Source organism: Streptomyces sp. NPDC086777 (assembly GCF_040702065.1).
Lineage (GTDB): Bacteria > Actinomycetota > Actinomycetes > Streptomycetales > Streptomycetaceae > Streptomyces.
In genome coordinates this window covers 30,674-54,382 of the sequence record NZ_JBFBJI010000010.1, presented here as the reverse complement: position 1 = coordinate 54,382, position 23,709 = coordinate 30,674, and the positions used below count along the sequence as shown (strand labels likewise).

At 71.5% G+C, this 23,709-nt stretch carries 19 protein-coding genes and 1 pseudogene; 1 reads left to right on the top strand and 19 read right to left on the bottom strand.

The window, feature by feature from the left end:
- Window positions 1–109 precede the first annotated feature (109 nt).
- The 10 genes and pseudogenes from AB0472_RS16255 to AB0472_RS16210 all read right to left on the bottom strand — a co-directional run bounded on the left by AB0472_RS16255 (window position 110) and on the right by AB0472_RS16210 (window position 10,420).
- Window positions 110–2,422 carry a molybdopterin cofactor-binding domain-containing protein gene (locus tag AB0472_RS16255; RefSeq protein WP_366357055.1) on the bottom strand — a complete coding sequence of 771 codons (2,313 nt, stop codon included), beginning with the start codon at window positions 2,420–2,422 and terminating at the stop codon, window positions 110–112.
- On the bottom strand, window positions 2,419–4,191 hold the full coding sequence (locus AB0472_RS16250; RefSeq protein ID WP_366357053.1) for a 2Fe-2S iron-sulfur cluster-binding protein: 1,773 nt from the start codon (window positions 4,189–4,191) through the stop codon (window positions 2,419–2,421). Before AB0472_RS16250 ends, AB0472_RS16255 begins: the two co-directional genes overlap by 4 nt.
- Window positions 4,188–5,081 carry an FAD binding domain-containing protein gene (locus AB0472_RS16245; protein WP_366357051.1) on the bottom strand — a complete coding sequence of 298 codons (894 nt, stop codon included), beginning with the start codon at window positions 5,079–5,081 and terminating at the stop codon, window positions 4,188–4,190. The genes AB0472_RS16250 and AB0472_RS16245 overlap by 4 nt, the downstream gene beginning before the upstream one ends.
- Window positions 5,082–5,367: 286 nt before the next feature.
- Window positions 5,368–6,990: a beta-N-acetylhexosaminidase gene (locus AB0472_RS16240; protein WP_366357050.1), complete on the bottom strand. Its 1,623-nt coding sequence runs from the start codon at window positions 6,988–6,990 to the stop codon at window positions 5,368–5,370.
- A 13-nt stretch (window positions 6,991–7,003) separates the two neighbouring features.
- Window positions 7,004–7,672: pseudogene (locus tag AB0472_RS16235) on the bottom strand (carbohydrate ABC transporter permease); the annotation flags it as partial.
- 75 nt (window positions 7,673–7,747) lie between these two features.
- Window positions 7,748–7,957, bottom strand: coding sequence for a hypothetical protein (locus tag AB0472_RS16230; protein WP_366357291.1), 210 nt, complete (start codon window positions 7,955–7,957; stop codon window positions 7,748–7,750).
- Window positions 7,958–8,234: 277 nt separating this feature from the next.
- On the bottom strand, window positions 8,235–8,513 hold the full coding sequence (locus tag AB0472_RS16225) for a DUF3039 domain-containing protein (protein ID WP_362586261.1): 279 nt from the start codon (window positions 8,511–8,513) through the stop codon (window positions 8,235–8,237).
- A gap of 15 nt (window positions 8,514–8,528) precedes the next feature.
- The gene (locus AB0472_RS16220) at window positions 8,529–9,266 is read right to left on the bottom strand and encodes a transposase (protein WP_366357048.1); all 738 of its coding nucleotides are present in this window, start codon (window positions 9,264–9,266) and stop codon (window positions 8,529–8,531) included.
- Complete coding sequence (locus AB0472_RS16215) at window positions 9,179–9,775, bottom strand: hypothetical protein (protein WP_366357046.1); 597 nt, start codon at window positions 9,773–9,775, stop codon at window positions 9,179–9,181. Before AB0472_RS16215 ends, AB0472_RS16220 begins: the two co-directional genes overlap by 88 nt.
- Before the next feature lie 72 nt (window positions 9,776–9,847).
- Entirely contained in the window at window positions 9,848–10,420 is a 573-nt protein-coding gene (locus AB0472_RS16210; protein WP_217545775.1) for a YqgE/AlgH family protein, read from the bottom strand.
- A gap of 251 nt (window positions 10,421–10,671) precedes the next feature.
- On the opposite strand from AB0472_RS16210, the gene murA reads away from it, so the two are divergent.
- Window positions 10,672–12,012, top strand: coding sequence for a UDP-N-acetylglucosamine 1-carboxyvinyltransferase (murA, locus tag AB0472_RS16205; protein ID WP_366357044.1), 1,341 nt, complete (start codon window positions 10,672–10,674; stop codon window positions 12,010–12,012).
- A gap of 172 nt (window positions 12,013–12,184) precedes the next feature.
- On the opposite strand, the gene AB0472_RS16200 is transcribed toward murA, so the two are convergent.
- The 9 genes from AB0472_RS16200 to AB0472_RS16160 form a co-directional block, all read right to left on the bottom strand.
- Window positions 12,185–12,466 (bottom strand): HU family DNA-binding protein, encoded by a 282-nt coding sequence (locus AB0472_RS16200; protein ID WP_089106629.1) that lies wholly within the window; start codon window positions 12,464–12,466, stop codon window positions 12,185–12,187.
- Window positions 12,467–12,789: 323 nt separating this feature from the next.
- Complete coding sequence (locus tag AB0472_RS16195) at window positions 12,790–14,193, bottom strand: NAD-dependent malic enzyme (RefSeq protein WP_366357042.1); 1,404 nt, start codon at window positions 14,191–14,193, stop codon at window positions 12,790–12,792.
- A 350-nt stretch (window positions 14,194–14,543) separates the two neighbouring features.
- The gene (locus AB0472_RS16190) at window positions 14,544–16,775 is read right to left on the bottom strand and encodes a UvrD-helicase domain-containing protein (protein WP_366357279.1); all 2,232 of its coding nucleotides are present in this window, start codon (window positions 16,773–16,775) and stop codon (window positions 14,544–14,546) included.
- Between the two features lie 180 nt (window positions 16,776–16,955).
- On the bottom strand, window positions 16,956–17,777 hold the full coding sequence (locus AB0472_RS16185) for a zf-HC2 domain-containing protein (RefSeq protein ID WP_366357040.1): 822 nt from the start codon (window positions 17,775–17,777) through the stop codon (window positions 16,956–16,958).
- A complete protein-coding gene (locus AB0472_RS16180) occupies window positions 17,777–18,298 on the bottom strand; it encodes a sigma-70 family RNA polymerase sigma factor (RefSeq protein WP_010039908.1) in 522 nt (173 codons plus the stop codon). The genes AB0472_RS16185 and AB0472_RS16180 overlap by 1 nt, the downstream gene beginning before the upstream one ends.
- A gap of 451 nt (window positions 18,299–18,749) precedes the next feature.
- Window positions 18,750–19,352, bottom strand: coding sequence for an ABATE domain-containing protein (locus AB0472_RS16175; protein WP_366357038.1), 603 nt, complete (start codon window positions 19,350–19,352; stop codon window positions 18,750–18,752).
- Between the two features lie 541 nt (window positions 19,353–19,893).
- Entirely contained in the window at window positions 19,894–21,057 is a 1,164-nt protein-coding gene (locus tag AB0472_RS16170) for a uroporphyrinogen-III synthase (protein WP_366357036.1), read from the bottom strand.
- Between the two features lie 88 nt (window positions 21,058–21,145).
- On the bottom strand, window positions 21,146–22,513 hold the full coding sequence (locus AB0472_RS16165) for a nitrate/nitrite transporter (RefSeq protein WP_366357034.1): 1,368 nt from the start codon (window positions 22,511–22,513) through the stop codon (window positions 21,146–21,148).
- Between the two features lie 179 nt (window positions 22,514–22,692).
- On the bottom strand, window positions 22,693–23,640 hold the full coding sequence (locus AB0472_RS16160; protein WP_366357032.1) for a hypothetical protein: 948 nt from the start codon (window positions 23,638–23,640) through the stop codon (window positions 22,693–22,695).
- Window positions 23,641–23,709 lie beyond the last annotated feature (69 nt).

Below are 23,709 nucleotides of genomic sequence, written 5' to 3'. Positions count from 1 at the left end.
GAAGAGACGCCGGACGGCCCTCGACCGTTGCGCCCCGGTGGGAATTCCCTGCACCGGCCGTTCCACGGTGAGTTCCGGGGTGCGTCCGGCCGCGGTTACCGGGGCCGGCTCACTGCCCGGTGACCACCGCCGCCTGGGGGCGGATCGGGAGGCGGTTGACGGGGCGGCCGGTTGCGGCACGGACGGCGGAGGCGATGGCTGCCGGGGACGTCACCACCGGTACCGCGCTGACGGACTTGGCGCCGAAGGGGGCGACGACGTCGCGTTCCTCGACGAGCTTGACGATCCGGATGTCGGGTGCGTCGAGGGCGGTCGGCAGGGCGTAGCCGGTGAGGTCGGGGTGGCGGATCAGGCCGCGCGGGGTGCGCAGGTTCTCCGTGAGGGCGATGCCGACGCCCTGCGTGACGCCGGCCTCGATCCGGGCGTTGAGCTGGGCCGGGTTGAGGATCCGGCCGACGTCCTGGGCGACGGCCAGCTCCACCACCCGTACCGAGCCGAGTTCGATGTCCACGTCGACGACCGCGCGGATCGCGCAGAAGGCGAGGCCGACGAAGGCGTCGCCCTGCCCGTCGCCGTTCAGCGGCTCGGTCGGGTGCGGGCGGCACTGCGCGGTGGCCCACAGCTCCTTGCCGTCCAGCGCCTCGGTGACCGTGGTCGACAGGACGCCGTCGTACGACGTGATCTTGCCGTCGGTGATCTGGAGCAGCTCGGTCGACATGCCGAACTTGTGGGCGAGGGGCTGCAGGAGCTGGGTGCGGACCATCTTGGCCGCGCGTTCGACGGCGCCGCCGGAGACCCAGGTGTGGCGGCCACGGCAGCCGGGACCGGCCGGGGGCTGGTCGGTGTCGACGGGGGCCACGTGGACCTCGTCGACGCCGAGGGTCTCCTGGACGATCTGGCGGGCCAGCGTGGTGAAGCCCTGGCCGGTCTCCACGGCCGCGCAGAGCACGGTCGCGATGCCGTCGTGGACCTTGACCGTGGCCGTGGAGACCTCGTCGGCGCCCTCCGCGCCGAGCATGTGCACCATGCCGAGGCCGTAGCCGACGCCCCGGCGCACCGCGCCCGGTTCGCCGGCGCCCTCGGGGCCGCCGGGCAGCAGCCACTCCTCCTCGGGGGTGTCCTTGGGGAGCTGCGGGAGCGGGAAGTCCCGTACCGCCTGGAGGAGTTCGGCGACCGGGGCCGGGCAGGTCACGGTCTGGCCGATGGGCAGGAGGTCGCCGGTGGCGAGCACGTTGCGCAGCCGGATCTCGGCGGGGTCGAGGCCGAGCCTCTTCGCCAGCTTGTCCATCTGCGCCTCGTAGGCGGCGCAGACCTGCATGGCGCCCTCGCCGCGGACGTGGCCGGAGGGAGGGTTGTTGGTCCGGACGGCCCAGCCCTCGATGAAGGCGTTGGGGACGACGTACGGGCCGCAGGCGAAGGAGACGGCGGCGGCCAGGGACTCGGCGGAGGTGTCGGCGTAGGCGCCGGCGTCCAGCAGGATCTGGGCCTCGACCTTGACCAGCTTGCCCTCGGCGTCGGCGTGGTGGCGGTAGCGGAGCAGGGTGGGGTGGCGGTGCGCGTGGCCGAGGAACGACTCCTCGCGGGTCGCCGTGAGCTTGACCGGGCAGCCGGTCTTCAGGGCGAGCAGGCCGAGCGGCAGCTGGAAGCCCTGGTCCTCGCGGTCGGCGGTCGCGCCCGGCACGCCGGTGACGACGATCTTGACCTGTTCCAGCGACAGGCCGTAGCAGGCGGCGGCCGTGTTGCGGTCGGTGTGCGGGTCGGTGGAGGCCAGGTAGAGCTCGACGCCGCCGTCGGGGCGGGGCACGGCGAGTCCGGCCTCGGCGCCGATCGGCGCGGGGTCGGCGCGGCCGATGCGGTACTGGCCCTCGACCACGATCTCGCCGGTCGCGTCCGGGTCGCCGTGCTGGAGCGGGATGTGCCGGATCAGGTTGCCGTCGGGGTGCAGCGGCTCGGCCTCGAAGGACTGCTCGGGGTCGATGACCGGGTCGAGCACCTCGTACTCGACGATGACGGCGGCGGCGGCCATGCGGGCGGTGTCCGGGTGGTCGGCGGCGACGGCCGCGATGGGCTCGCCGTGGTGCCGTACGACCTCGGAGGCGAAGACCGGGCGGTCCGGGGTGCCCCGGCCGTGGCGCGGGGTGCCGGGCACGTCCTCGTGGGTGACGACGGCCCGTACGCCGGGCATCTCGCGCGCGTGGCTGGTGTCGATCGACACGATGCGCGCGTGCGGGTGCGGGGAGCGCAGCACGGCCGCCCACAGCAGGCCCTCGGCCCACAGGTCGGCCGCGTACGGGAAGGTGCCCTCGGTCTTCGCGCCCGCGTCGGCGGCCGGCAGCGACACGCCGAGGCCGTGCGGCAGCGGTTCGGCGGCGGGGACGGGGGTCTCCGCGGCGGTGGACGTGGCGACGGTCTCGTTGGTCACGCCTGGCCTCCGTCCGGGCCGTAGGGCTGGTCGTCGTAGCTCTGGTTCTGGTCGTCGAACGACTGGTTGCCGCCGAAGGTCCGGTCGCCGCCGAACGACTGGTTCCCGCCGAACGACTGGTCGCCACCGAACGACTGGTCGCCACCGAAGGTCTGGTCGCCACCGAAGGTCTGGTCGCCACCGAAGCTCTGGTTGCCACCGAAGCTCTGGTCGCCGCCGAACGACTGGTTGCCACCGTACGACTGGTCGTACGTCTGCTCGTGCGGGATCTGGATTCCGGCCCCGAAGGTGCGTGGGGACTCGAACGCCGACGCGTTGACGCCGCCGGCGCCGGGTCCCGCCTGATGGGGGATACGGGCCTCCTCGCCGTCCGTCTCGGCGTCCGCCGCGGCGTGTGCCTCGCGTTCGGCGACGACCTCGTTGACGGCGTCCAGGACGCCGCGGTAGCCGGAGCAGCGGCAGAGGTTGCCGCACAGGGCCTGGCGGGTCTCCAGCTCGGTGGGGGCCGGGTTGCCCTCCAGCAGGTCGTGGACGGTCATCGCCATGCCGGGGACGCAGAAGCCGCACTGGACGGCTCCGCAGCGGGCCAGGGCGCGTTGCACGTCCGAGGGGCGGCCGTCCTGGGCCAGGCCCTCGACCGTGCGGACCTCGCTGCCGGCGGCGGTCACCGCGGGGACCAGGCAGGAGGCGACCAGACGGCCGTCGACCTGGACGTTGCAGGCGCCGCACTCGCCCTGCGAGCAGCCGTCCTTGGCGCCGGCGAGGCCGAGGCGTTCGCGCAGGACGTACAGGAGGGACTCGCCGATCCAGGCGTCGGTGACGGGGCGGTCGGCGCTGTTGACGCGCAGGACGTAGGAGGCGAGGGGGTGGTCGTCGACCGCCTCGGCCCCGCCTTCGATCTGCCGGTCCTCGCCCGCGCCGGCCGGGCCGCTCTCGTCGTCGGGTGCGGGCGGCCCCTGCGGGGCGGACTCGCCGTCGGCGGCCTGCGGGTCGTGGGCGGGGTGGGAGCCGGCCCCGTCGTGGGGCGCGCCGGCCTCGCCGGCGCCGCGCGGTTCGCCGGTGTCGGACGGTCGGCCGACCGTGTACGGTTCGCCGATCTCACCCGCTTCGCCCCGTTCGCCCCCTTCACCCTCGTTCGGCGCGTCGGCCACAGGCGGCGCGCCGACGGCCTGGGAGGCGACCCGGGAGGCCGGAGTGTCACCGTGACCCGCGAGGGGCTCAGCGGGCGACGCAGGGGCCTCCGCGGGGTGTTCCCAGGTATGGGCCCCCGTCACCCACGGCGCGGCGGCACCACCCGGCAGGGTCGCGGGCGGCGTGCCGCCCCACTGCTCCATGAGCGCGGATGTGGTGAACTCGCCCGATTCGTCCGGGGAATCGCCGCTCGCGACCGGGATCGACCACTGCCCGGTCACGTCGTGGCCGGGCGCGGGCGGCGGCTCCTCGTACGTCCACTGCTGCGTCGAGGCCGGGTTGTACGTGAACCGGTCGTCGGCGGGCGGCTCCTGGGGGACCGCGTTCGGGTCGGGCCACCGGGCGCCGTCGGCCGGCGCGCCCCAGGTGTCGGTGCCGGGGGCGGCCGCTATCTGCGGCGGCACATAGCCGTGCCCGGGCGCGGCCAGGGGACTGTCGGCGGAAAGCAGGGCCTCGATGCCGCCCTCGGGAAGCTTCACGAACGCGGTCGCGCCGTCGTCGTAGTCGCCCTGGGGCAGTCGGTTCCAGCGGCCGCCACCGCTCGCGGGCGCGCCCTCTCCGTGCTGGTCGTCGGTCACGACAGCGCCCTCCCCAGTGCTCGTCGGGCCAGCGCGGCGACGGTGCGCCGCAGGTGCAGTACGGCGGGCGGAAGCGCCGGCACCGAGCCGTCGGGCTCGGGGGCCGGGTCCGGGATGCAGGCGGCCGCGACGTACTCGCCGAAGGCGGCCAGCGCCTCCGGGACGAGCGCGCGGTCGTTGTCCCAGTCGATCAGCCGGGCCACCCACTGTTCGGCGTCCAGGGGCCTGAGCGGCATCGGCGCTATGGCGCCGACGGCGCATCTGACCCCGCGCCGCGCGGGGTCGAGGACGAGCGCCACGGAGGCCACCGAGCGGCCGGGTCCGGTGCGGCCGGTCGCCTTCAGGAAGACCTGCGGGGCGTGCAGCAGCGGTACCCGTACGAAGCCGATCAGCTCGCCCCCGCGGAGCATCTCCACGCCGGCCAGCAGGTGCGACACCGGGATCTCCCGGCGGGATCCGCCCGGTCCCGCGATGATCAGCGTCGCCTCCAGGGCGGCGAGCACCGGCAGCGCGTCGCCGGTGGGCGCGGCCGTGGCGATGTTGCCGCCCAGGGTGCCGGCGTTGCGGATGTGCGGCGGACCGGCGGCCCGCGCGGCGGCGGCGAGCGCCGGGATCAGGGCCGCGAAGTCGGGACGGCCCATGCGCGCGTGCGTGAGTCCGGCGCCGAGCAGGGCGTTGCCGTCCTGGTACTGCCAGCCTCGGATCTCGCTGATCCGGCCGAGGCCCACCAGGGCGGCGGGCCTGAGCTGTCCGGAGTTGACGGCGGCCATCAGGTCGGTGCCGCCCGCGACGGGGACGGCGGCGGGCATGTCGGTGAGGGCCGCCACGGCCTCGTTCAGCGTCGTGGGCAGCGTGACGGACTGCCCCGCCTGCGGTGCGTGCGTGGTCAAAACCGGCTGCCCCTTCCCGCTGCCCCACCTGGTCCCACCTGTGTGGCCGTACGGTACGTGCTCACAGGGCGGACGTGGCAACTCTGGCACATCTTCGCAAGCCTCGAACGCACGGGTCCGCTAGGAGGCATTCGCCCACCTCATCGGCGGCTTGGTCCGTTTTCGTCCGCCATCGCCGGTGAATACCGATTGACACTCTTCGGTGATCCTTGGGGTCTTTTTCCATTACGCGTTCGGGGCGGGAGCAGGGAGCGGGAGCGGGCCGGGGCCGGGACCCGGGGGTGGGCTAGCGGTTCGGGGGCGGTCCGTCGAGGGGGCGGCCGGGGACGCCGGGGCGCTGCTGCCAGGGCAGGGGGCCGGCCGGCGGCCGGTAGGCGACCCCCAGGGCGTCGAGCCGCCGGTAGTGCGCGGCCATGCGGCGTTCGAAGCCGGCGAAGTCCCGTTGCCCGGGGGCCGGAAGGGCACTCCAGGCGACCTCGGCGAAGGCGGCGAGCCGGGGGAAGGCCTGGTAGTCCACGCGCGCGTGGTCCTCCATCACCTCGGTCCAGACGTTGGCCTGGGTGCCGAGAACCCGCCGCGCCTGAGATTCGTCGAGCTCCGCCGGAACGGGCTCGAACCGGTACACGTCCTCCAGGGTGCGGACGTATCCGATCGGCACCGGCTCATCGGCGCCGCCGGCCTGCCGGTGGTCCAGGTAGACGTACTGCTCGGGGCACATGACCACGTCGTGACCGGCCCGCGCGGCCGCGATCCCGCCGCCGTAGCCGCGCCACGACGAGACGGCCGCGCCCTCGGCGATCCCGCCCTCCAGGATCTCGTCCCAGCCGATGAGCCGACGCCCGCGCGCGGAAAGCCACTTCGCGAAGTGCCCGATGAACCAGGACTGCAGCGCGTCCTCGTCGGCGAGCCCGAGTTCCCTGATGCGGGCCTGCGCGGCCGGCGAGGCCCGCCACTGCTCCTTCGGGCATTCGTCGCCGCCGACGTGAATGAACTCGGACGGGAACAGCTCCAGCACTTCCTCGAACACCCCCTCGTAGAAGCGCAGGGTGTTGTCAGTGGGGGCGAGTACGTTCGGAGAGATCCCCCAGGAGTCCCAGACCGAGAGGGCGGTGGTGTCGATGACGTCGGTGTTGCCGAGTTCCGGATACGCGGCGACGGCGGCCTGCGAGTGGCCCGGCACGTCGATTTCTGGGACGACCGTGATATGCCGCTCGGCCGCGTAGGCCACGATCTCCCGGATGTCGTCCTGGGTGTAGTGGCCGCCGTGCGGCTTCTCCTCCCACAGGGGTGACGCCCGATGACCGAATTTCGTGCGGGTGCGCCAGGAGCCGACCTCGGTGAGCCGGGGGTACCGCTCGATGCGCAGGCGCCAGCCCTGGTCGTCCGTCAGGTGGAAGTGGAAGACGTTGAGTTTGTGCGCCGCCATGAGATCGAGGTAGCGCAGGACGCCTTCCTTGGGCATGAAGTGCCGGGCCACGTCGAGCATGAAGCCGCGCCAGCGGAATCGCGGGGAGTCCTCGACCGTGAGATACGGCACGGCCCAGGTGCGGCCGGGTTCGACGGCGGCCCTGCGGTACGCGGCGGGGCCCAGGAGCTGCCGCAGTGTCTGGGCGCCCCAGAACACACCCGCCGCGCTGCCGCCCTCGACGAGGACGCCGGCCGGGTCGCTGACGAGGCGGTACTCCTCGGGGCCGAGGCGCGGGTCGAGCAGCAGCCCGATGCCGTCGCCCTCGGTGTCGCCGGGCTCCCGCCCCTCGCGCAGCGGCAGACCGGCGGCCGCCCACAGGACGCTGCGCAGCCAGCGGCCGACGCCCTCCGTCCCCGGACCGGCATAGAGCCGTGAGTGCGCCGTAAGACGCACCTCGCCGGAACCGGCAACGGCACTGCGCGGCGCGGGAATCAGATCCATCACCGAAATCACCTCAGTCCTTGACCGCTCCGCCCGGTCCCGGGACCGGGCGTCGCTGTACGAGTACGAAGAACACCAGCACCGGAATCGTCATCACCGTGGAGGCCGCCATCACGCCGCCCCAGTCGGGGTCGTCCGGCTTGAAGAACACCATGAGCGCCATCGGCAGCATGGACTGCGAAGTGCCGCTGATGATGACGGACTTGGCGAACAGGAAGTCGTTCCAGGCGGAGAGGAAGGAAAACACGCCCGTGGCCACGGGGCCCGGCAGGACGAGCGGGAAAAGGATCTGCCGGAGAAAGCGCGACCGGCTCACCCCGTCGATGTACGCCGCCTCCTCCAGGGCCTGCGGCACCCCTTTCACGAACCCCCGCAGCATCCAGATCGCGAAGGGCAGCGAGAAGGCGATGCGGGGCAGGATCAGCGAGCCCAGCGTGTTCAGCAGACCGAAGTCCCGCATCTGGAAGAAGAAGGGGACGGCGAGGGCCTCCACGGGCGCCGTCCGGGCCGCCGGAAACATGATCGGCAAGGTGGTCCGGAAGCGGAACCGGAATCGGGTCACGGCGGTCGCCGCGAGAAAGGCGATCAGCGCCGAGACGATGACCACACTGCCCGCGACGACCAGCCTGTCGACAAAGTAACGGCCGAATTCCTGCCGCCCGAAGACCCGCGGGAAGGAGTCCGGAGACCAGCGCCGCTCCCTTGGCCGCCGGCCGCCCCGACCGCCGGAGGAACCCGCGCACAAGATTCACGACGGTCACAGCTCCTCCCCCTGCCGGCGCAGCAGCCGCAGGCAGACCAGGGTGACGGCGGGCAGCACCAGCAGCGCGACGACGCCGATGGCCGCGCCCGGCCCGTACTGCGAGGAGGCGAAGGCCTGCCGGTAGGCGTACACGTTGAAGTCCCGGATCAGCGACGCGGCCTCCAGCACCCCGGACGGCGCGGCGCGGATACCGGGAGGAGCCACACCGGCAGGGTGCCGACGAGGAGTGCGGGGACGGGGAGCTTCATGGAGTGACCCTCCGGGGGCGCGCTCAGACATGGGGGCGTTGCAAGATATGCAACAGCCATTTCGCTCTGCACAACACCATGGAGGCTAGGGACAACACGAACATGCCGACAAGAGGTCTCAACCGCTCTGTGACCGTGCGACGCACTCCGTGCAACGCACGGGTACGACAAAGACCCCGGAGCACGCCAAAGCGCGCCCGGGGCCTCGGAGAGCCGAGCTGTCGAACCAGCGGTTACTTGTCCTGGCCCTCGCCGTCGCCGCCGCTGCCCATGGATTCGTAGATCTCCTTGCACATGGGGCACACGGGGTACTTCTTCGGGTCGCGGCCGGGCACCCACACCTTGCCGCACAGCGCCACGACGGGGGTGCCGTCGAGGGCGCTCGCCATGATCTTGTCCTTCTGGACGTAGTGGGCGAAGCGCTCGTGGTCGCCGTCACCGTGGGACACCTGCGGTGTCGGCTCTACGAGGGTCCCCGTACCAGTCCCGCGCTCGGGCTCAAGAGTGCTCATAAGTGCCAAGGGTAATCAACCGCCGGGAACTATGGTTCCCAGGCTTGCACACGGGCGCCACCGGCTGCAGCGCTGCGTTTGCGTCCAGCCCCGCCGAGGCGGAGACGTGACAGGGGCCGTTGACCGGGCCCCGCGTCGCCACAACTCCCACGCCCGGGCGCGGATGTTGCGGGAGCCGTTCCGGTCCGCGTGATCGACGAATCCGCAGGACCGGCACACCAACCGGGACTGGGAGACCCTGTTCGCCCTGTCGATGTGCCCGCACGCCGCACAGGTGCGAGAGGTGTACGCGGGATCTACGTACACCACCGGCACCCCCGCCGCTCGGGCCTTGTACGCGATGAACGCCTGCAGCTGGGCAAAAGCCCAGCTGGAATGGGTAGCCCGTTGGGACTTTGCAAGCCGTACCCGCTCGCGGATGCCCGTCAACTCCTCCAGGGCGATCCCGCGACCGGTGCGTTCAGCCTCGGCCACCAAATGCTTCGCGATCTTGTGATTGATATCCGCCGCGCGACGCGCCTCCTTACGACGCCGCTCCTTCAGGCGGCGCCTCGCGGACGCGGTGTTCTTCTTGTGAAGTTCGGCACGCAGCTTCCGCTCACGAACCCGGATGCGGTTGAGCTCGCGCCCGGCCATGATCTCGCCGTCGGACGTCGTGGCGATGTTCACGATGCCCAGGTCGACGCCCAGGAAGTCCACCGGGTCGGTGTTCGGCTCGGCTTCGGGGATCTCGCAGGTGGCGTAGGGAACCACATCCCGTCCCGCCGTACGAGGTCCGACTCACCCCTGCGGTACAGGCCCAGAACCGTCAGTTGATCGGATCCGGCAGCAATCGCCACGTCCTTCAGCCGTCCGGCAACCGTCCAGATGGATACACGCCGCTCCTCGATCTGCCAGGACAGCATCCGGTCGTCATACGGCTGTGCACCCTCCGGACGAAAGACGATGGGCTTCTCCGCTGCCTTCCGATGCCGCTCCGAGCCCGGCCTTCCCAGGTTCCCGGCGTTCAGGTTTGCCCTGAGCACGGTGTAGGCATCGCAAGTTTTCTTGATCACGTGCTGCGCCGCCCGCGCGCCAAGGCCCCACCGCGCCTTCGTCTCGGCGTGGACGAGTCCACGCAGCGGGAAGTTCCTCTTCACATCACGCTCGAAGGCGACACGGCTGGCCCAGGTCGCCGCTTCATTGCAGCTACGCAGGGTCTCCTCCAAAGCCGCCGCCCGCTCCGGCGTCGGCAGGAGTCTGACCTGCGTCACGAGCTTCATGCCAGGGAGGCCAGGCGGTGAGGAGTAGAACCGCTCTCGAACATCCACGGCGACACTCGAAAGAGTGCTCCATCAGTTGAGCGAGGGGTCGTCCGGGTAGGTGGCCACCATCGCGAGCTCGTTGCGCTGGCGGCGCAGGACCTCGCGCCAGAGTCTTTCCGGGGACGGAGAGGAGACGTCGCCGGGTTCCGACTCGACGACGTACCAGGCGCCCTCGACCAGTTCGTCCTCCAGCTGGCCGGGGCCCCAGCCGGCGTAACCGGCGAAGATCCGCAGGGAGCCGAGGGCGGAGGCGAGCAGCTCCGGCGGGGCCTCCAGGTCGACCAGGCCGATCGCGCCGTGCACCCGGCGCCAGCCGAGCGGGGCCCGGTCGCCGTTGGCACCGCCGGGGATGACCGCGACGCCGAGCGCGGAGTCCAGGGAGACCGGGCCGCCCTGGAAGACGACCCCCGGCTCGCCGGCGAGCGAGGCCCAGCCCTCCAGGATGTCGCCTACGTCCACCGGGGTGGGGCGGTTGAGGACGACACCGAGGGAGCCCTCCTCGTCGTGGTCGAGAAGGAGCACCACCGCGCGGTCGAAGTTCGGGTCCGCCAGGGCGGGCGTGGCCACGAGCAGCCGCCCTGTGAGCGAGGACACCTCGGTCATGCCTGACATGATCCCGCATCTTCCCGCCGCGTGGGGAGCCAATCCGGGCCCCCGGGTGAATGCAGCTCAGGGCGGAAGGGAGCGTCCCCGGCGCACGGTCACGAGCGGTGACCCCATGCGTCCGGTTAGGCACCGTTCGTGTTGTGACACAGCTATGACGTAGCTGGGTGGTCCGTGGGCTTACGGGAGGGGGCCGATGGGCGATTACTCTGTCTTTCCGGCCCTGCCCAACTCCATGGAACGCGAGATTCATGACCGTCAACGACGATGTCCTGCTTGTCCACGGCGGCACCCCGCTGGAGGGCGAGATCCGTGTCCGCGGTGCGAAGAACCTCGTGCCCAAGGCCATGGTCGCCGCCCTGCTGGGCAGTGCACCCAGTCGGCTGCGCAACGTTCCGGACATCCGTGACGTGCGGGTCGTACGCGGCCTGCTGCAGCTGCACGGGGTGACGGTGCGTCCGGGCGAGGAGCCCGGTGAGCTGGTGCTCGATCCGACGTACGTGGAGAGCGCGAACGTCGCTGACATCGATGCCCACGCCGGGTCCAGCCGGATCCCGATCCTGTTCTGCGGCCCGCTGCTGCACCGTCTCGGCCACGCGTTCATCCCGGGCCTCGGCGGCTGCGACATCGGCGGCCGGCCGATCGACTTCCACTTCGACGTGCTGCGGCAGTTCGGCGCGACCATCGAGAAGCGCGCGGACGGCCAGTACCTGGAGGCGCCGAAGGGGCTGCGCGGCACGAAGATCCGGCTGCCGTACCCGTCGGTCGGCGCGACCGAGCAGGTGCTGCTGACGGCCGTACTCGCCGAGGGCGTCACGGAGTTGTCCAACGCCGCGGTCGAACCGGAGATCGAGGACCTCATCTGCGTGCTGCAGAAGATGGGCGCGATCATCGCGATGGACACCGACCGGACGATCCGCATCACCGGTGTGGACAAGCTCGGCGGCTACACCCACCGCGCCCTGTCGGACCGGCTGGAGGCCGCCTCCTGGGCGTCGGCGGCGCTGGCGACCGAGGGCAACATCTACGTCCGGGGCGCCCAGCAGCGCTCGATGATGACGTTCCTGAACACCTACCGGAAGGTGGGCGGTGCCTTCGAGATCGACGACGAGGGCATCCGCTTCTGGCACCCCGGCGGCCAGCTGAAGTCCATCGCGCTGGAGACGGACGTGCACCCGGGCTTCCAGACCGACTGGCAGCAGCCGCTCGTGGTCGCCCTGACCCAGGCGACCGGGCTCTCCATCGTCCACGAGACGGTCTACGAGTCCCGCCTCGGCTTCACCTCCGCGCTGAACCAGATGGGTGCGCACATCCAGCTCTACCGCGAGTGCCTGGGCGGCTCGGCGTGCCGCTTCGGCCAGCGCAACTTCCTGCACTCCGCGGTCGTCTCGGGACCGACCAAGCTGCAGGGCGCCGACCTGGTCATCCCCGACCTGCGCGGCGGCTTCTCCTACCTGATCGCCGCCCTCGCGGCCCAGGGCACCTCCCGCGTCCACGGCATCGACCTCATCAACCGCGGCTACGAGAACTTCATGGAGAAGCTGGTGGAGCTCGGCGCGAAGGTGGAGCTGCCGGGCAAGGCGCTCGGCTGACGCCCGCAAGAGCGGTACGACGATGGGGCGGCCCCTGGTGGAGGGGCCGCCCCATCGTCATTTTTCAGCCGCTTCGGCGGACGCGCCCCGCAAGGGGCGCTGGGGGAGGAACTGCGCGACCAGCCACGACGGGCCGGCAGTCACCCACGGCGCTCAAGCGAAGCGCCTTCGCTCACTTGCCCTTGGCGGATTCCTTGAGCTTCGAGCCCGCGGAGACCTTCACGCTGTAGCCGGCGGGGATGTTGATCGGCTCGCCGGTCTGCGGGTTGCGCGCGGTGCGAGCGGCACGGTGGGTGCGCTCGAAGGTCAGGAAGCCGGGGATGGTGACCTTCTCGTCGCCCTTGGAGACGATGTCGCCGACGACGTCGGCAAACGCGGCCAGCACGGCGTCGGCGTCCTTGCGAGTCACCTCGGCACGGTCGGCCAGCGCGGCCACCAGCTCACTGCGGTTCATGTTGTTACTCCCGTGTTCTTCTTGCCATTGAGGCGTGCCACGCGGCGGAGCCGCATGTTGGGCCGGGACGCATCCTGCCCCCACCTGCGGCGGGAACGCCAATCCGGGTGCCGCAAATACCCTACGGGTGGGCCGAAGGGGGGGTTTCACGACGCGCCGATTCCAGGGCGTGGCAAGTTTCACAAACGTTTGCCCGGGGGCTGCTGCCCCCGGACCCCCGCATCATGCGTCTCGGGTCGCGTTCCGGCTGCCGGGCGGGGGGCTCGCACAGTTCCTCCCCCAGCCTTCGGCCGGGGGTACCCCCAGCGCCCCCTACCGGGCGCCTACGCGCCCTTCGCCGCTTCCCTGACCGCGCCCGCCACCGCTCCCGCGACCTTCTCGTTGAAGACGCTCGGGATGATGTAGTTCGGGTTCAGCTCGTCCTCCGTGACCACGTCGGCGAGGGCCTTCGCGGCCGCGAGCATCATGTCCGTGTTCACCGTACGGGACTGGGCGTCCAGGAGGCCGCGGAAGACACCCGGGAAGACCAGCACGTTGTTGATCTGGTTCGGGAAGTCGGAGCGGCCGGTGGCCACCACGGCGGCCGTCTGACGGGCCACCGCCGGGTCGACCTCGGGGTCCGGGTTCGCGAGTGCGAACACGATCGCGCCGTCGGCCATGGCGGCCACGTCGTCGCCGTCGAGGACGTTCGGGGCGGAGACGCCGATGAACACGTCGGCGCCCCGCACGGCCTCCTTGAGGGTGCCGGTGAGGTTCTCGGGGTTGGTGTTGTCGGCGATCCAGCGCAGCGGCGAGTCGGCGGGGGCGTCCACCAGGTCCTCGCGGGCGGAGTGCACGACACCGCGGATGTCGGCGACGACGGCGTTCTTCACGCCGGCCGCGATCAGCAGCTTGAGGATGGCCGTACCGGCCGCGCCGGCGCCGGACATGACGACCCGGATGTTCTCGATCGCCTTGCCGGTGCAGCGCAGTGCGTTCGTGAGGGCGGCGAGGACGACGATCGCGGTGCCGTGCTGGTCGTCGTGGAAGACGGGGATGTCCAGGGCCTCGCGCAGCCGGGCCTCGATCTCGAAGCAGCGCGGGGCGGAGATGTCCTCCAGGTTGATGCCGGCGAACCCGGGGGCGATCGCCTTGACGATCTCGACGATCGCGTCGGTGTCCTGGGTGTCGAGGCACAGCGGCCAGGCGTCGATGCCGGCGAACCGCTTGAAGAGGGCCGCCTTGCCCTCCATGACCGGCAGGGCGGCCTTGGGGCCGATGTTGCCGAGGCCCAGGACCGCGGAGCCGTCCGTCACGACCGCAACGGAGTTGCGCTTGATGGTGAGGCGGCGCGCGTCCTCGGGGTTCTCCGCGATCGCCATGCACACGCGGGCCACGCCCGGGGTGTAGATCATGGAGAGGTCGTCACGGTTGCGGATCGGGTGCTTGGACTGCATCTCGATCTTGCCGCCGAGGTGCATGAGGAACGTACGGTCCGAGACCTTGCCGAGGGTGACGCCCTCGATGCCGCGCAGCTGCTGGACGATCTGGTCGGCGTGGGCGGTCGAACTGGCCGCGATGGTGACGTCGATGCGGAGCTTCTCGTGGCCGGACGCGGTGACGTCGAGGCCGGTCACCGAGCCTCCGGAGGACTCCACGGCGGTGGTGAGCTGCGAGACGGCGGTTCCGCTCGCGGGCACCTCCAGCCGGATGGTCATCGAGTAGGAGACGCTGGGCGCCGTTGCCATGGCCGACTTCCTTCGTTGTTCACCGTGTCGCTGGTTCTGCCGTCCGATCGTCGCACCTACCGTCGGGTAGGCGTTAGCCGGGCCTGATTGCGTACGTATTGTTCGCGCAAAAAAAGAGGCCCACGTCACAACGGACGTGGGCCTCTTCCTACGTTCATGACACCGACCCGCCATGCTCGCCTCGCGGCAAGTGGTCGCTCGTAGCGACGAAGGTTGGGCCCGGGGGCTTGGATCGGGCCGGTGTCACGACAAGGCTAACAAACAGATCCCGCGCGGCCATTCCCGTCCGGGGACTTCACAGGAAATCTCTGGCGGAACCAGCCGAACGGGCCCGCCCCCGCGCCCCGCCGTCAGTCCCTGAGCAGGTCCGGCACCCCCGCCGCGTCCGGCACGTCCCGCTCCCCGGAGACCACCGTCAGCTGTTGCGTCGCCCGGGTGAGGGCCACGTACAGTACGCGCAGCCCGGCCGGGGACTCGTCGGCGATCTCCGCGGGCGAGACGACGACCGTGGCGTCGTACTCCAGGCCCTTGGCCTCCAGGCTGCCGAGCGCCACCACGCGGTCGCCGAGCCCGGCCAGCCAGCGGGCGGCCTCGGCGCGCCGGTCCATCGCGACGACCACACCGACCGTGCCGTCGACCAGGTCGAGCAGCCGCTCGGCCTCGGCCCGCACGGTCTTCTCCAGCGAGTCGCGGACGACGGCGAAGCGGGGCTCGACGCCGGTGGAGCGGACCGCCGAGGGGGCCTTGGCGCCGGGCATGGCGAGGGCCAGGACCTTGGCCGCGAGTTCGGCGATCTCGGACGGGTTGCGGTAGTTCACCGTGAGCTCGAAGCGGCGGCGCGGGCGGGTGCCCAGGGCCTCGTCGCGGGCCTCGGCCGCCTCGTCGGGGTCGGACCAGGAGGACTGGGCCGGGTCGCCGACGACCGTCCAGGTGGCGTGCCGGCCGCGGCGGCCGACCATCCGCCACTGCATGGGGGTGAGGTCCTGCGCCTCGTCGACGATGACGTGGGCGTACTCGACCCGTTCGGCGGCCAGCCGCTCGGCGCGCTCGCGCTGCGACTCCTCGCGCACCGGCATCAGCTCCTCCAGGCCGGTGAGCTGGTCCAGCGGGTCCAGGTCGCGCTTCTTCCGGGGGCGGGCCGGGGTGCCGAGGATGGCCTCGAGCTCGTCCAGCATGGCGATGTCGTGGACGGTACGGCCGTCCCGCTTCAGCGAGCGGGCCACCCGGCGGACCTCGCCGGGGTTGAGGATGCGGCGGGCCCAGCGGCCGAGGCGTCTCTCGTCGGCCATGGCCGTGAGGACGGCCTGCGGGGTCAGCTCGGGCCACCAGGCGTCGAGGAACTCGATGAAGGGGTCCTCGGTGAGGATGTCCTCGTCGAAGGAGGAGCGCAGTTCGGCGGCGAGCTCCGGGTCCGTGTGCCGGCCGGCCGCGCCGGAGCGGGCCCACAGGGCGTCCAGGAGGAGCTTGCGGGCACGCGGACGCAGCAGGTTGACCGGGGCGGTGCCGCCCAGCACGTTGTGCCGGATGCGGTCGAGCTCCCCGGCCTCCAGCTCCAGGCGGCGGTTGAAGGCGACCACCCTGAGCCGGGTCGGTGAGTCGTTCAGCTCCAGGGCACCGCGGGCGGCCTTGCGCAGCACCCGGAGCATCCGGGAGGAGCCCTTGGCGCGGGCGGTGGCCGGGGTGTCGTACAGGGTGGCCTCGGCGCCGTCGACGAGGGAGCCGATGGCGCGGATGGCGACCTGGCCCTCCTCGCCCAGGGACGGCAGGACGCCCTCGGTGTACGCGACGAGCAGCGGGGTCGGGGAGACGATCAGGATGCCGCCCGCGTACCGGCGCCGGTCCTGGTAGAGCAGGTAGGCGGCGCGGTGCAGGGCGACGGCGGTCTTGCCGGTCCCGGGGCCGCCCTCGACGTAGGTGACCGAGGCGGCGGGGGCGCGGATGACCAGGTCCTGCTCGGCCTGGATGGAGGCGACGATGTCCCGCATGGTGTGGCTGCGGGCCTGGCCGAGGGCGGCCATCAGCGCGCCGTCGCCGATGACGGGCAGGGTGTCGCCGTCGAGGAAGGCGGTCAGCTCGGGGCGCATCAGGTCGTCCTCGACCCCGAGGACCCGGCGGCCCTTGGAGCGGATCACCCGGCGCCGTACGACACGCCCGGGATCGACCGGGGTGGACCGGTAGAAGGGCGCGGCGGCCGGGGCCCGCCAGTCGATGACCAGCGGGGCGTAGTCCTCGTCGAGGACGCCGATGCGGCCGATGTGCAGGGTCTCGGCGATGTCGGCGGTGTTGTCGCCGCGGACCGCCCCCTCGGCGGGCTCCACGGCGGTGTAGGCGCCGTCGGGGCCCTTCTTGCCGTCCTTGCCGAGGAGCAGGTCGATACGGCCGAAGAGGAAGTCCTCGAACTCGTTGTTGAGCCGGTTCAGGTGGATGCCTGCCCGGAAGACCTGCGCGTCGCGTTCGGCGAGCGCGCCGGGTGTGCCTACCTGACCGCGCTTGGCCGCGTCCTCCATCAGGAACTCCGCCTCGTGGATCTTCTCCTCGAGGCGGCGGTACACCCGGTCGAGGTGTACCTGTTCGACGCTGATCTCACGGTCTCGGACGGAGTCCCGGACCGAGTCCGGGAGCGAGTCCTGGACGGAGTCCTGTGCGGAATCCCGATCCGAGCCGTGAGAGCCGACCGCGGATTGCTGAGCCTGAGCGGCCACCGGGCCCCCTTCTGACGTGCTGGGCAGCCGTCAACCGTACGCGAAGGGGACCCGCCGAAGCTACGCGCTGACCGAGACGAGCTTCTTCCCGTCGAAGGTCATGACCTCGAAGTGGTCGATCTGGTTGGGGGTGAAGGCGGCCCCGCCGTGCACGTAGAGCGGCTCCTTGGCCTTCGCCGACTTGGCGTCGGTGATGCCGTATCCCCAGGTCGGGACGGACCAGGAGGTCACCGTCTCGCGCTCGCCGTTCTTGCCCACGGCGATCAGCGAGCACTTCTTCGGGCCGGTGACGTTCTCGAGCTGGAGGACCGCGTGGGTGCCCCAGTCCTTCTTCTCCAGGGCGACGGTCGCGGTGACGTGGGTCGTCGGGTCCGTGGCCGTCTTCTTGTCGCCCATGGTCTGGAAGGCCGCCTGGGCGGGCCCCATGGCCATGTCCGCGGTGCCGCTGTCCGAGGAGCCGCTCAGCGCCACGCCGGCCGCGGTACCGCCGGCGATCAGCACGACCGAGGCGGCCAGTGCGAAGACGTTCCGCCTGCTGCGGACCTTGCGCTTCTCGGAGACCTCGACGACGAGTTTCTCGACCATCCGCGGGCTGGGCCTCGCCGACAGCGACTCGCCGATGGACGGATTGCTTCCGGAGCCCGGCAGGTCCGCCAGGGCCGCGAGCATGGGCTCCATTCCGGCCAGCTCGTCGAGCTGCTGGGCGCACCATTCGCACCCGGCCAGATGGGCCTCGAAAGCGGTTGCCTCGGCGTCGTCGAGAATCCCGAGCGCATACGCGCCGACAGTCTCGTGCTCATTGGGCACCGGAGATTCCTGCATAGCACCAGACATACCCGAACCACCTGTGCCGAACCCGCCGTGCCCCCCGTACACACTCATCACGCCGTCACCCCCCGCTCCTCCAGTGCCAGCTTCATCGACCTGAGGGCATAGAACACCCGCGAACGGACGGTGCCGCTGGGTATACCCAGCGTTTCGGCCGCCTCGTTGACGGTACGCCCCTTGAAGTACGTCTCGACGAGCACCTCCCGGTGGGCCGGGGTCAGGTCGTCGAGCGCGTCCGACAGCGTCATCAGCCACAGCGCCTTGTCGATCTCGTCCTCCGCGGGGATGACCTCCAGCGGCGACGGATCGACCTCCTGCGGCCGGGCCTGCCGGCTGCGGTGACCGTCGATGACGATGCGGCGAGCGACCGTCACCAGCCAGGGGCGTACAGATCCGGTCGCCCGATTGAGCTGGCCGGCGTTCTTCCAGGCACGGATGAGTGTCTCTTGCACGACGTCCTCGGCGCGTTGCCGATCACCGGCGACCAGCCGAAGGACGTACGCAAGGAGAGGTCCGGCGTGCTCCCGGTAGAGAGCACGCATCAGCTCCTCATCAGGCTCCGAGGGCTGGGACATGCGATGTCGGGCCCTCGATCCACGTTCATTGGCCACGGCCGCATCCTTGCGCACGCCCACCTCCGGTGTCCGGGGGTTCCCCCAGTCGGTCGCTCCCCCACCGGTACGGAAGTGACTCGCGGTGTGTTCAACAAGACCCCACATTTTTCGGCGAGGTGACATGACGAGCGGGACATGACCCCACATTCCCACCGCGTGATCTTTACATTTCCGACACAACGTCGAAGACGGCCGAGGTGCCCGTACTCACCCGTCACCAAACGGAGTGTTGTCGAAATCACTTTCGCGGAGCTCGGGTGAAGGTCCGGCAGAAGCCGCGAATGGGACGGGAGTTGGCGTGCGGAGTGACGGCGGTCACGCGCGTGCGCGGGCGCTCGCGCGCGGACGAGGAGCGGACGAGGAGTGGTTCCCGCACGGTCGAAGAGCGGTTCCCGCACGGTCGGGGAGTGGATCACGCGCGGGCGAGGGCGGCGCGGCGCCGGTGCCGGGCCACCCGCTCGCGGTTCCCGCAGACCTCGCTGGAGCACCAGCGGCGCCGCCGGCCCCGGGAGGTGTCCAGGTACACCAGCGGGCAGTTGTCGCCCTCGCACTCCCTGACCGCGGCCCGCGCGACGGGGTCCGTGAGCAGTTCCACGGCGTCCCTGGCGACGGCGGCGAGCAGCGCCGCGCAGCCCGGCGGCCCGGCCAACTCCCGGACCAGGTAGCCGTCCTCGCCGGGCACCGCGCACGGGGCCGGGGGTGCCGCGGCGCGGGCGACGTCGTTGACGCGGGCGAGCGCGAGGTCGTACGACCGGCCCCCCGGGGTGTTCGTGCCGCGCACCAACTGCCCGACACACCCGCGCAGTTCCCGGAAGCCGACCAGCCAGCCGGCGTCGGCGTGGGCCAGCGGGGTGCCCGGCGGGACGAGCCCGGATCCGGTGATCCAGGCCCGCAGCGGTTGCGGCCCGTCCAGCCGTTCGCCGGGATGCGTGGTCGCGAGCAGATCGAGACAGATCCGCCCGGCGTCGAAGCGCAGCTCGTGCGCGGACGCGGTCTCGGCCGTACCCAGTGCCATGTGCCTGCCACCGCCTAGGACAGGGGAACCGTTCTGTTCACAGTGCCCGGTGCGGCGGGCGGCCGGAAGTCCTCGTACCGGTGTTCCGCCGTGGGTCCACGGGCCGGTGTCCCGCCGGGGACCGCGGGCCGGTGTCCCGCCGTGCGCCCTCGGGCCGGTGTCCCGCCGTTCCGGGGAGTTCCCGGGCGACCCCGCTCCGGGCGGGTACGCCGGTGCCCGGCGCGCGGGCCGTCCCCGTTCGGCCCGGATACGGCGACAGGCCTCGCCGTCCCCCGCCGCGGACCCCGACCCTGTGTCCTGCGAACGCACAGCGAGCCGCCCCAGGGGGGACCTGCGAGGGACGGCGGTTCAGAAGGGACACTTTCATGAGCATGCGCATCCGGATCGTACGGGTGCCCGGTCCGACACCGCCCCGGTCCCGACACCGCCCTGGTCCGCGCGCCGACGGCCCCGGCAGCCACGACGTCATCCGCCCTCCCCCGTCGCCTCATCCCCCGTCCCTCCGTGACCGGGGCCGGCGGCAGGCCAGGGGGCGGTCGGCTCAGACGTCCGCGTACTTCGCGTCCGCCGCCGGGTCCAGGGCCAGCCGGTACCCGCGTTTGACGACGGTCTGGATCAGCTTCGGCGCGCCGAGGGCCGTACGCAGGCGGGCCATCGCCGTCTCCACGGCGTGTTCGTCGCGCCCGGCGCCCGGCAGGGCCCGGAGCAGTTCGGCGCGGGCCACCACCCAGCCCGGCCGCCGCGACAGCACCCGCAGCAGGGACATCCCGGCCGGTGGCACCGGCTTCAGCTCGCCGTCGACGAGGACCGCGTGCCCCCGGATCTCGACGCGGTGGCCGGCGACGGGCAACGCCCGGGCCCGCGAGGGCAGTTCCTGGCAGAGGAGCTGTACGAGGGGGCCGAGCCGGAAGCGCTCCGGCTGGACGGTGTCGACGCCGAGGGCCTGGAGCGGCAGGGCCGTCACCGGTCCGACGCAGGCGGGGACGACGTCGTGGCCGAGGGCGGCGAGCAGGTCGCCGAGGAGTCCGCGGTGTTCGGCGCGGGAGACGAGGGAGGCCGCGGCGGGCGCGCTGGTGAAGGTGATCGCGTCGACCGAGCGGGAGACGACGGCGTCCAGGAGCCGGTCCACCGGTCCCAGGTCCTCCGGCGGCATCCACCGGTACACCGGCACCGGCACCACCTCCGCGCCGGCCGCCCGCAGCGACTCCACGAACCCGGGCAGCGGCTCCCCGTGCAGCTGTACGGCGATCCGACGGCCGTCCACGCCCTCCTCCAGGAGCCGGTCGAGCACCTCGGCCATGGACTCGGAGGACGGCGACCACTCCTCGGTCAGCCCGGCGGCCCGGATCGCCCCCTTGACCTTGGGCCCGCGGGCGAGCAGCTCGACGTTCCGCAGCCGTTGCAGCAGCTCCTCGCCGAAGCCCCACCCGTCGGCGGCCTCGACCCACCCCCGGAACCCGATCGCGGTGGTCGCCACGACGATGTCCGGCGCCTGGTCGATGATCTCCTTCGTGGCGGCGAGCAGCTCGCCGTCGTCGGCGAGCGGCACGATGCGCAGGGCGGGGGCGTGCAGCACGACGGCGCCACGCCGCTGCAGCAGCGCTCCGAGCTCGTCGGCGCGGCGCGCGGCCGTGACCCCCACGGTGAACCCCGCGAGGGGGCCGTACCGACCGGGGTCCGGCCGCTGCTGCTGTTCCTCGTCCATGGCTGCTCTCCTAGCTGACCCGCATGCCGAACGAGCCTGTCAACGGCGCGTGACAAGCTCGGTTCGGGTTCATGTCACCAGTGTTACGTCACACCTCGGCGTAGCTGAGCTGCGCCTTTGCCTCGGTGGCGGCCGCGGCCCGCCGTTGCGCGGCCGGCCGGCGAAGGTATACGGCCCAGGTGATGGCGAAGCACAGGCCGTAGTAGGCCAGGAAGGCGACGAACGCACCGGTGCCGGAGCCGTAGGAGAGGAAGGACTGCCGGAAGGCGAGGTTGATGCCGACACCACCGAGCGCGCCGACCGCGCCGATGAGGCCCATGGAGGCACCGGAGAGCCGACGCCCGTACTTGACCGCTTCCTCGCCTTCCAGCCCCTTGGCGAGCGCCTTGGTGTGGAAGATCCCGGGGATCATCTTGAACGTCGAGCCGTTACCGATACCGGCGAGCGCGAACAGGACGACGAACGCGACGACGAACAGCGGCAGCGACTTCTGCATGCTCGCGACGACCAGGACGGCGGTGGCGGCGGCCATGCCGACGTAGTTGTACAGAGTGATCTTCGAGCCGCCGTACCTGTCGGCGAGCCAGCCGCCCACGGGACGGATCAGGGAGCCGAGCAGGGGGCCCATGAAGGTGAGGTACGTGGCCTGCAGCGGCGTACGGCCGAACTGGTTCGTCAGCACCTGGCCGAAGGCGAAGCTGTAGCCGATGAAGGAGCCGAACGTCGCGATGTAGAGGAAGGACATGATCCAGGTGTGGGCGTCCTTCGCGGCGTCCTTGGCGGCACCGGTGTCGTTCTTGACGTTCTCGATGTTGTCCATGAAGAACGCGGCGAGGACCGCGGCCACGACGATGAGCGGGATGTAGATCCCCAGCAGCACCCGCGGCCCGCCGCCCGCACCGATGACGGCGAGGGCCACCAGCTGGATCGCCGCCACACCGATGTTGCCGCCGCCCGCGTTGAGCCCGAGCGCCCACCCCTTCTTCTTCAGCGGGAAGAAGGCGTTGATGTTGGTCATGGAGGAGGCGAAGTTGCCCCCGCCGATGCCGGCGAGGAGTCCGATCCACAGGAAAGTGTCGAACGACGTCCCCGGCTTCATGACGGCGAACGCGGCAACGCTCGGGATGAGCAGCAGGCCGGCCGAGACGATCGTCCAGTTCCGCCCGCCGAAGACCGCGACGGCGAAGGTGTAGGGCACGCGTACGACGGCACCGACCAGGGTCACCATCGACGTCAGCAGGAACTTGTCGGCCGGGGTCAGCCCGTACTCCGGCCCCATGAACAGCACCAGCACGGACCACAGGGTCCAGATCGAGAACCCGATGTGCTCGGAGAGCACGGAGAAGAACAGATTGCGGCGGGCGATCTTCTCCCCGGTCTCTTTCCAGAAGGTCTCGTCCTCCGGATCCCACTCCTGGATCCAGCGACTACGGGAAGTAGGGGCTGGGGCTGTCATGACGCCTCCACGGTGCTCCGCGTGCTCGGTCTGCTACGAGTGACTAGGCCACGAAGGTAGGGAGGCGTCGTTTCCGCGCTGTGGCTGTGAGTGACCGGAAGGGAACGTTGCTCTCACCCCGGGGAGAGGGCGGGTGAGAGGTCCGGGGCGGTCCGGGGCGGTCCGGGCCAGGGGCCGCGTCAGCGGGAGGGGTACGGCGGCTGCTGGGGCTGCTGGTGGTAGGGGCCGGGGGCGTACGGGCCGGTGGGCTGCTGAGGGGCCGCGTACGGCCCGGTGGGCTGCTGGGGTGGGGCGTAGGGGCCGGGGGTGTAGGGCGCGGGGGGCTGCTGACCGTAACCGGGGGCGGGGGCCGGGGCGGGGGAGCCGGTGGGGGGTTGGCCGCCGTAGGGGCCCTGACCGCCCTGGCCGCCGTACGGGCCCTGACCGCCCTGGCCGCCGTACGGGCCGTAGGGACCGGCCTGCTGCGGGGGCTGCGGGGGCTGGTATTGGGGCTGGTACTGGGGCTGCTGCATGGGGCCCTGTTGCATAGGCACGGGTGTGCCGGGCGGCAGATACCGCACCCGCCCGCCCTCACCCGTCACCGGCACGAACCCGGCGGCCTGGAGTCGCTGCGCGAACTTGGCGTTGCGCCCGCGCGTGACGAAGAACCCGAGCCCCATGACCGCCATGAGGAGAACCCATACGACACCGGAGACGACGAAGGCGCCCGCACTCCCGCCGGCCCGCGCCGCGGCCAGCACCAGCCCGAGGGTGATACCACCGGCCCCGAGCAGCATGCGCTTCTCGGCGTTCTTCCCGGTGAGGTCGAACTGGATCCGGGCCTTGAGGAGTTCGACGGCGTCGGGGACGAGGGGCGGCAGCGAGACGCCGTCGGCGGCGTTCGGGTACTGCGCCCAGTTCTGCGCGGCGCGCGCCCGCCCCTGCGGGCTGTGATCCGGCACGATCAGGAGCTTGAGGACGTTGTTGCGGGAGCCGGTGTGGCGGGCGTCGGCGTACTCGTACCCGAACTGCTGGGCGACGAAGGCGAGCCGGGCGAGCTTTTTCACGGAGCCCCAGGAGTTGGTGAGCTCGACGGGCTCACCACTGGCCATCAACTGGAACATCTTCCTTGTCTGCCGCGCGCTCATCGCATCCGCTCCCCGTCGGTCGAGCCACTCGTTTGCCTTCCGCAACTTGGCGAGTTTTTCACGGGACAT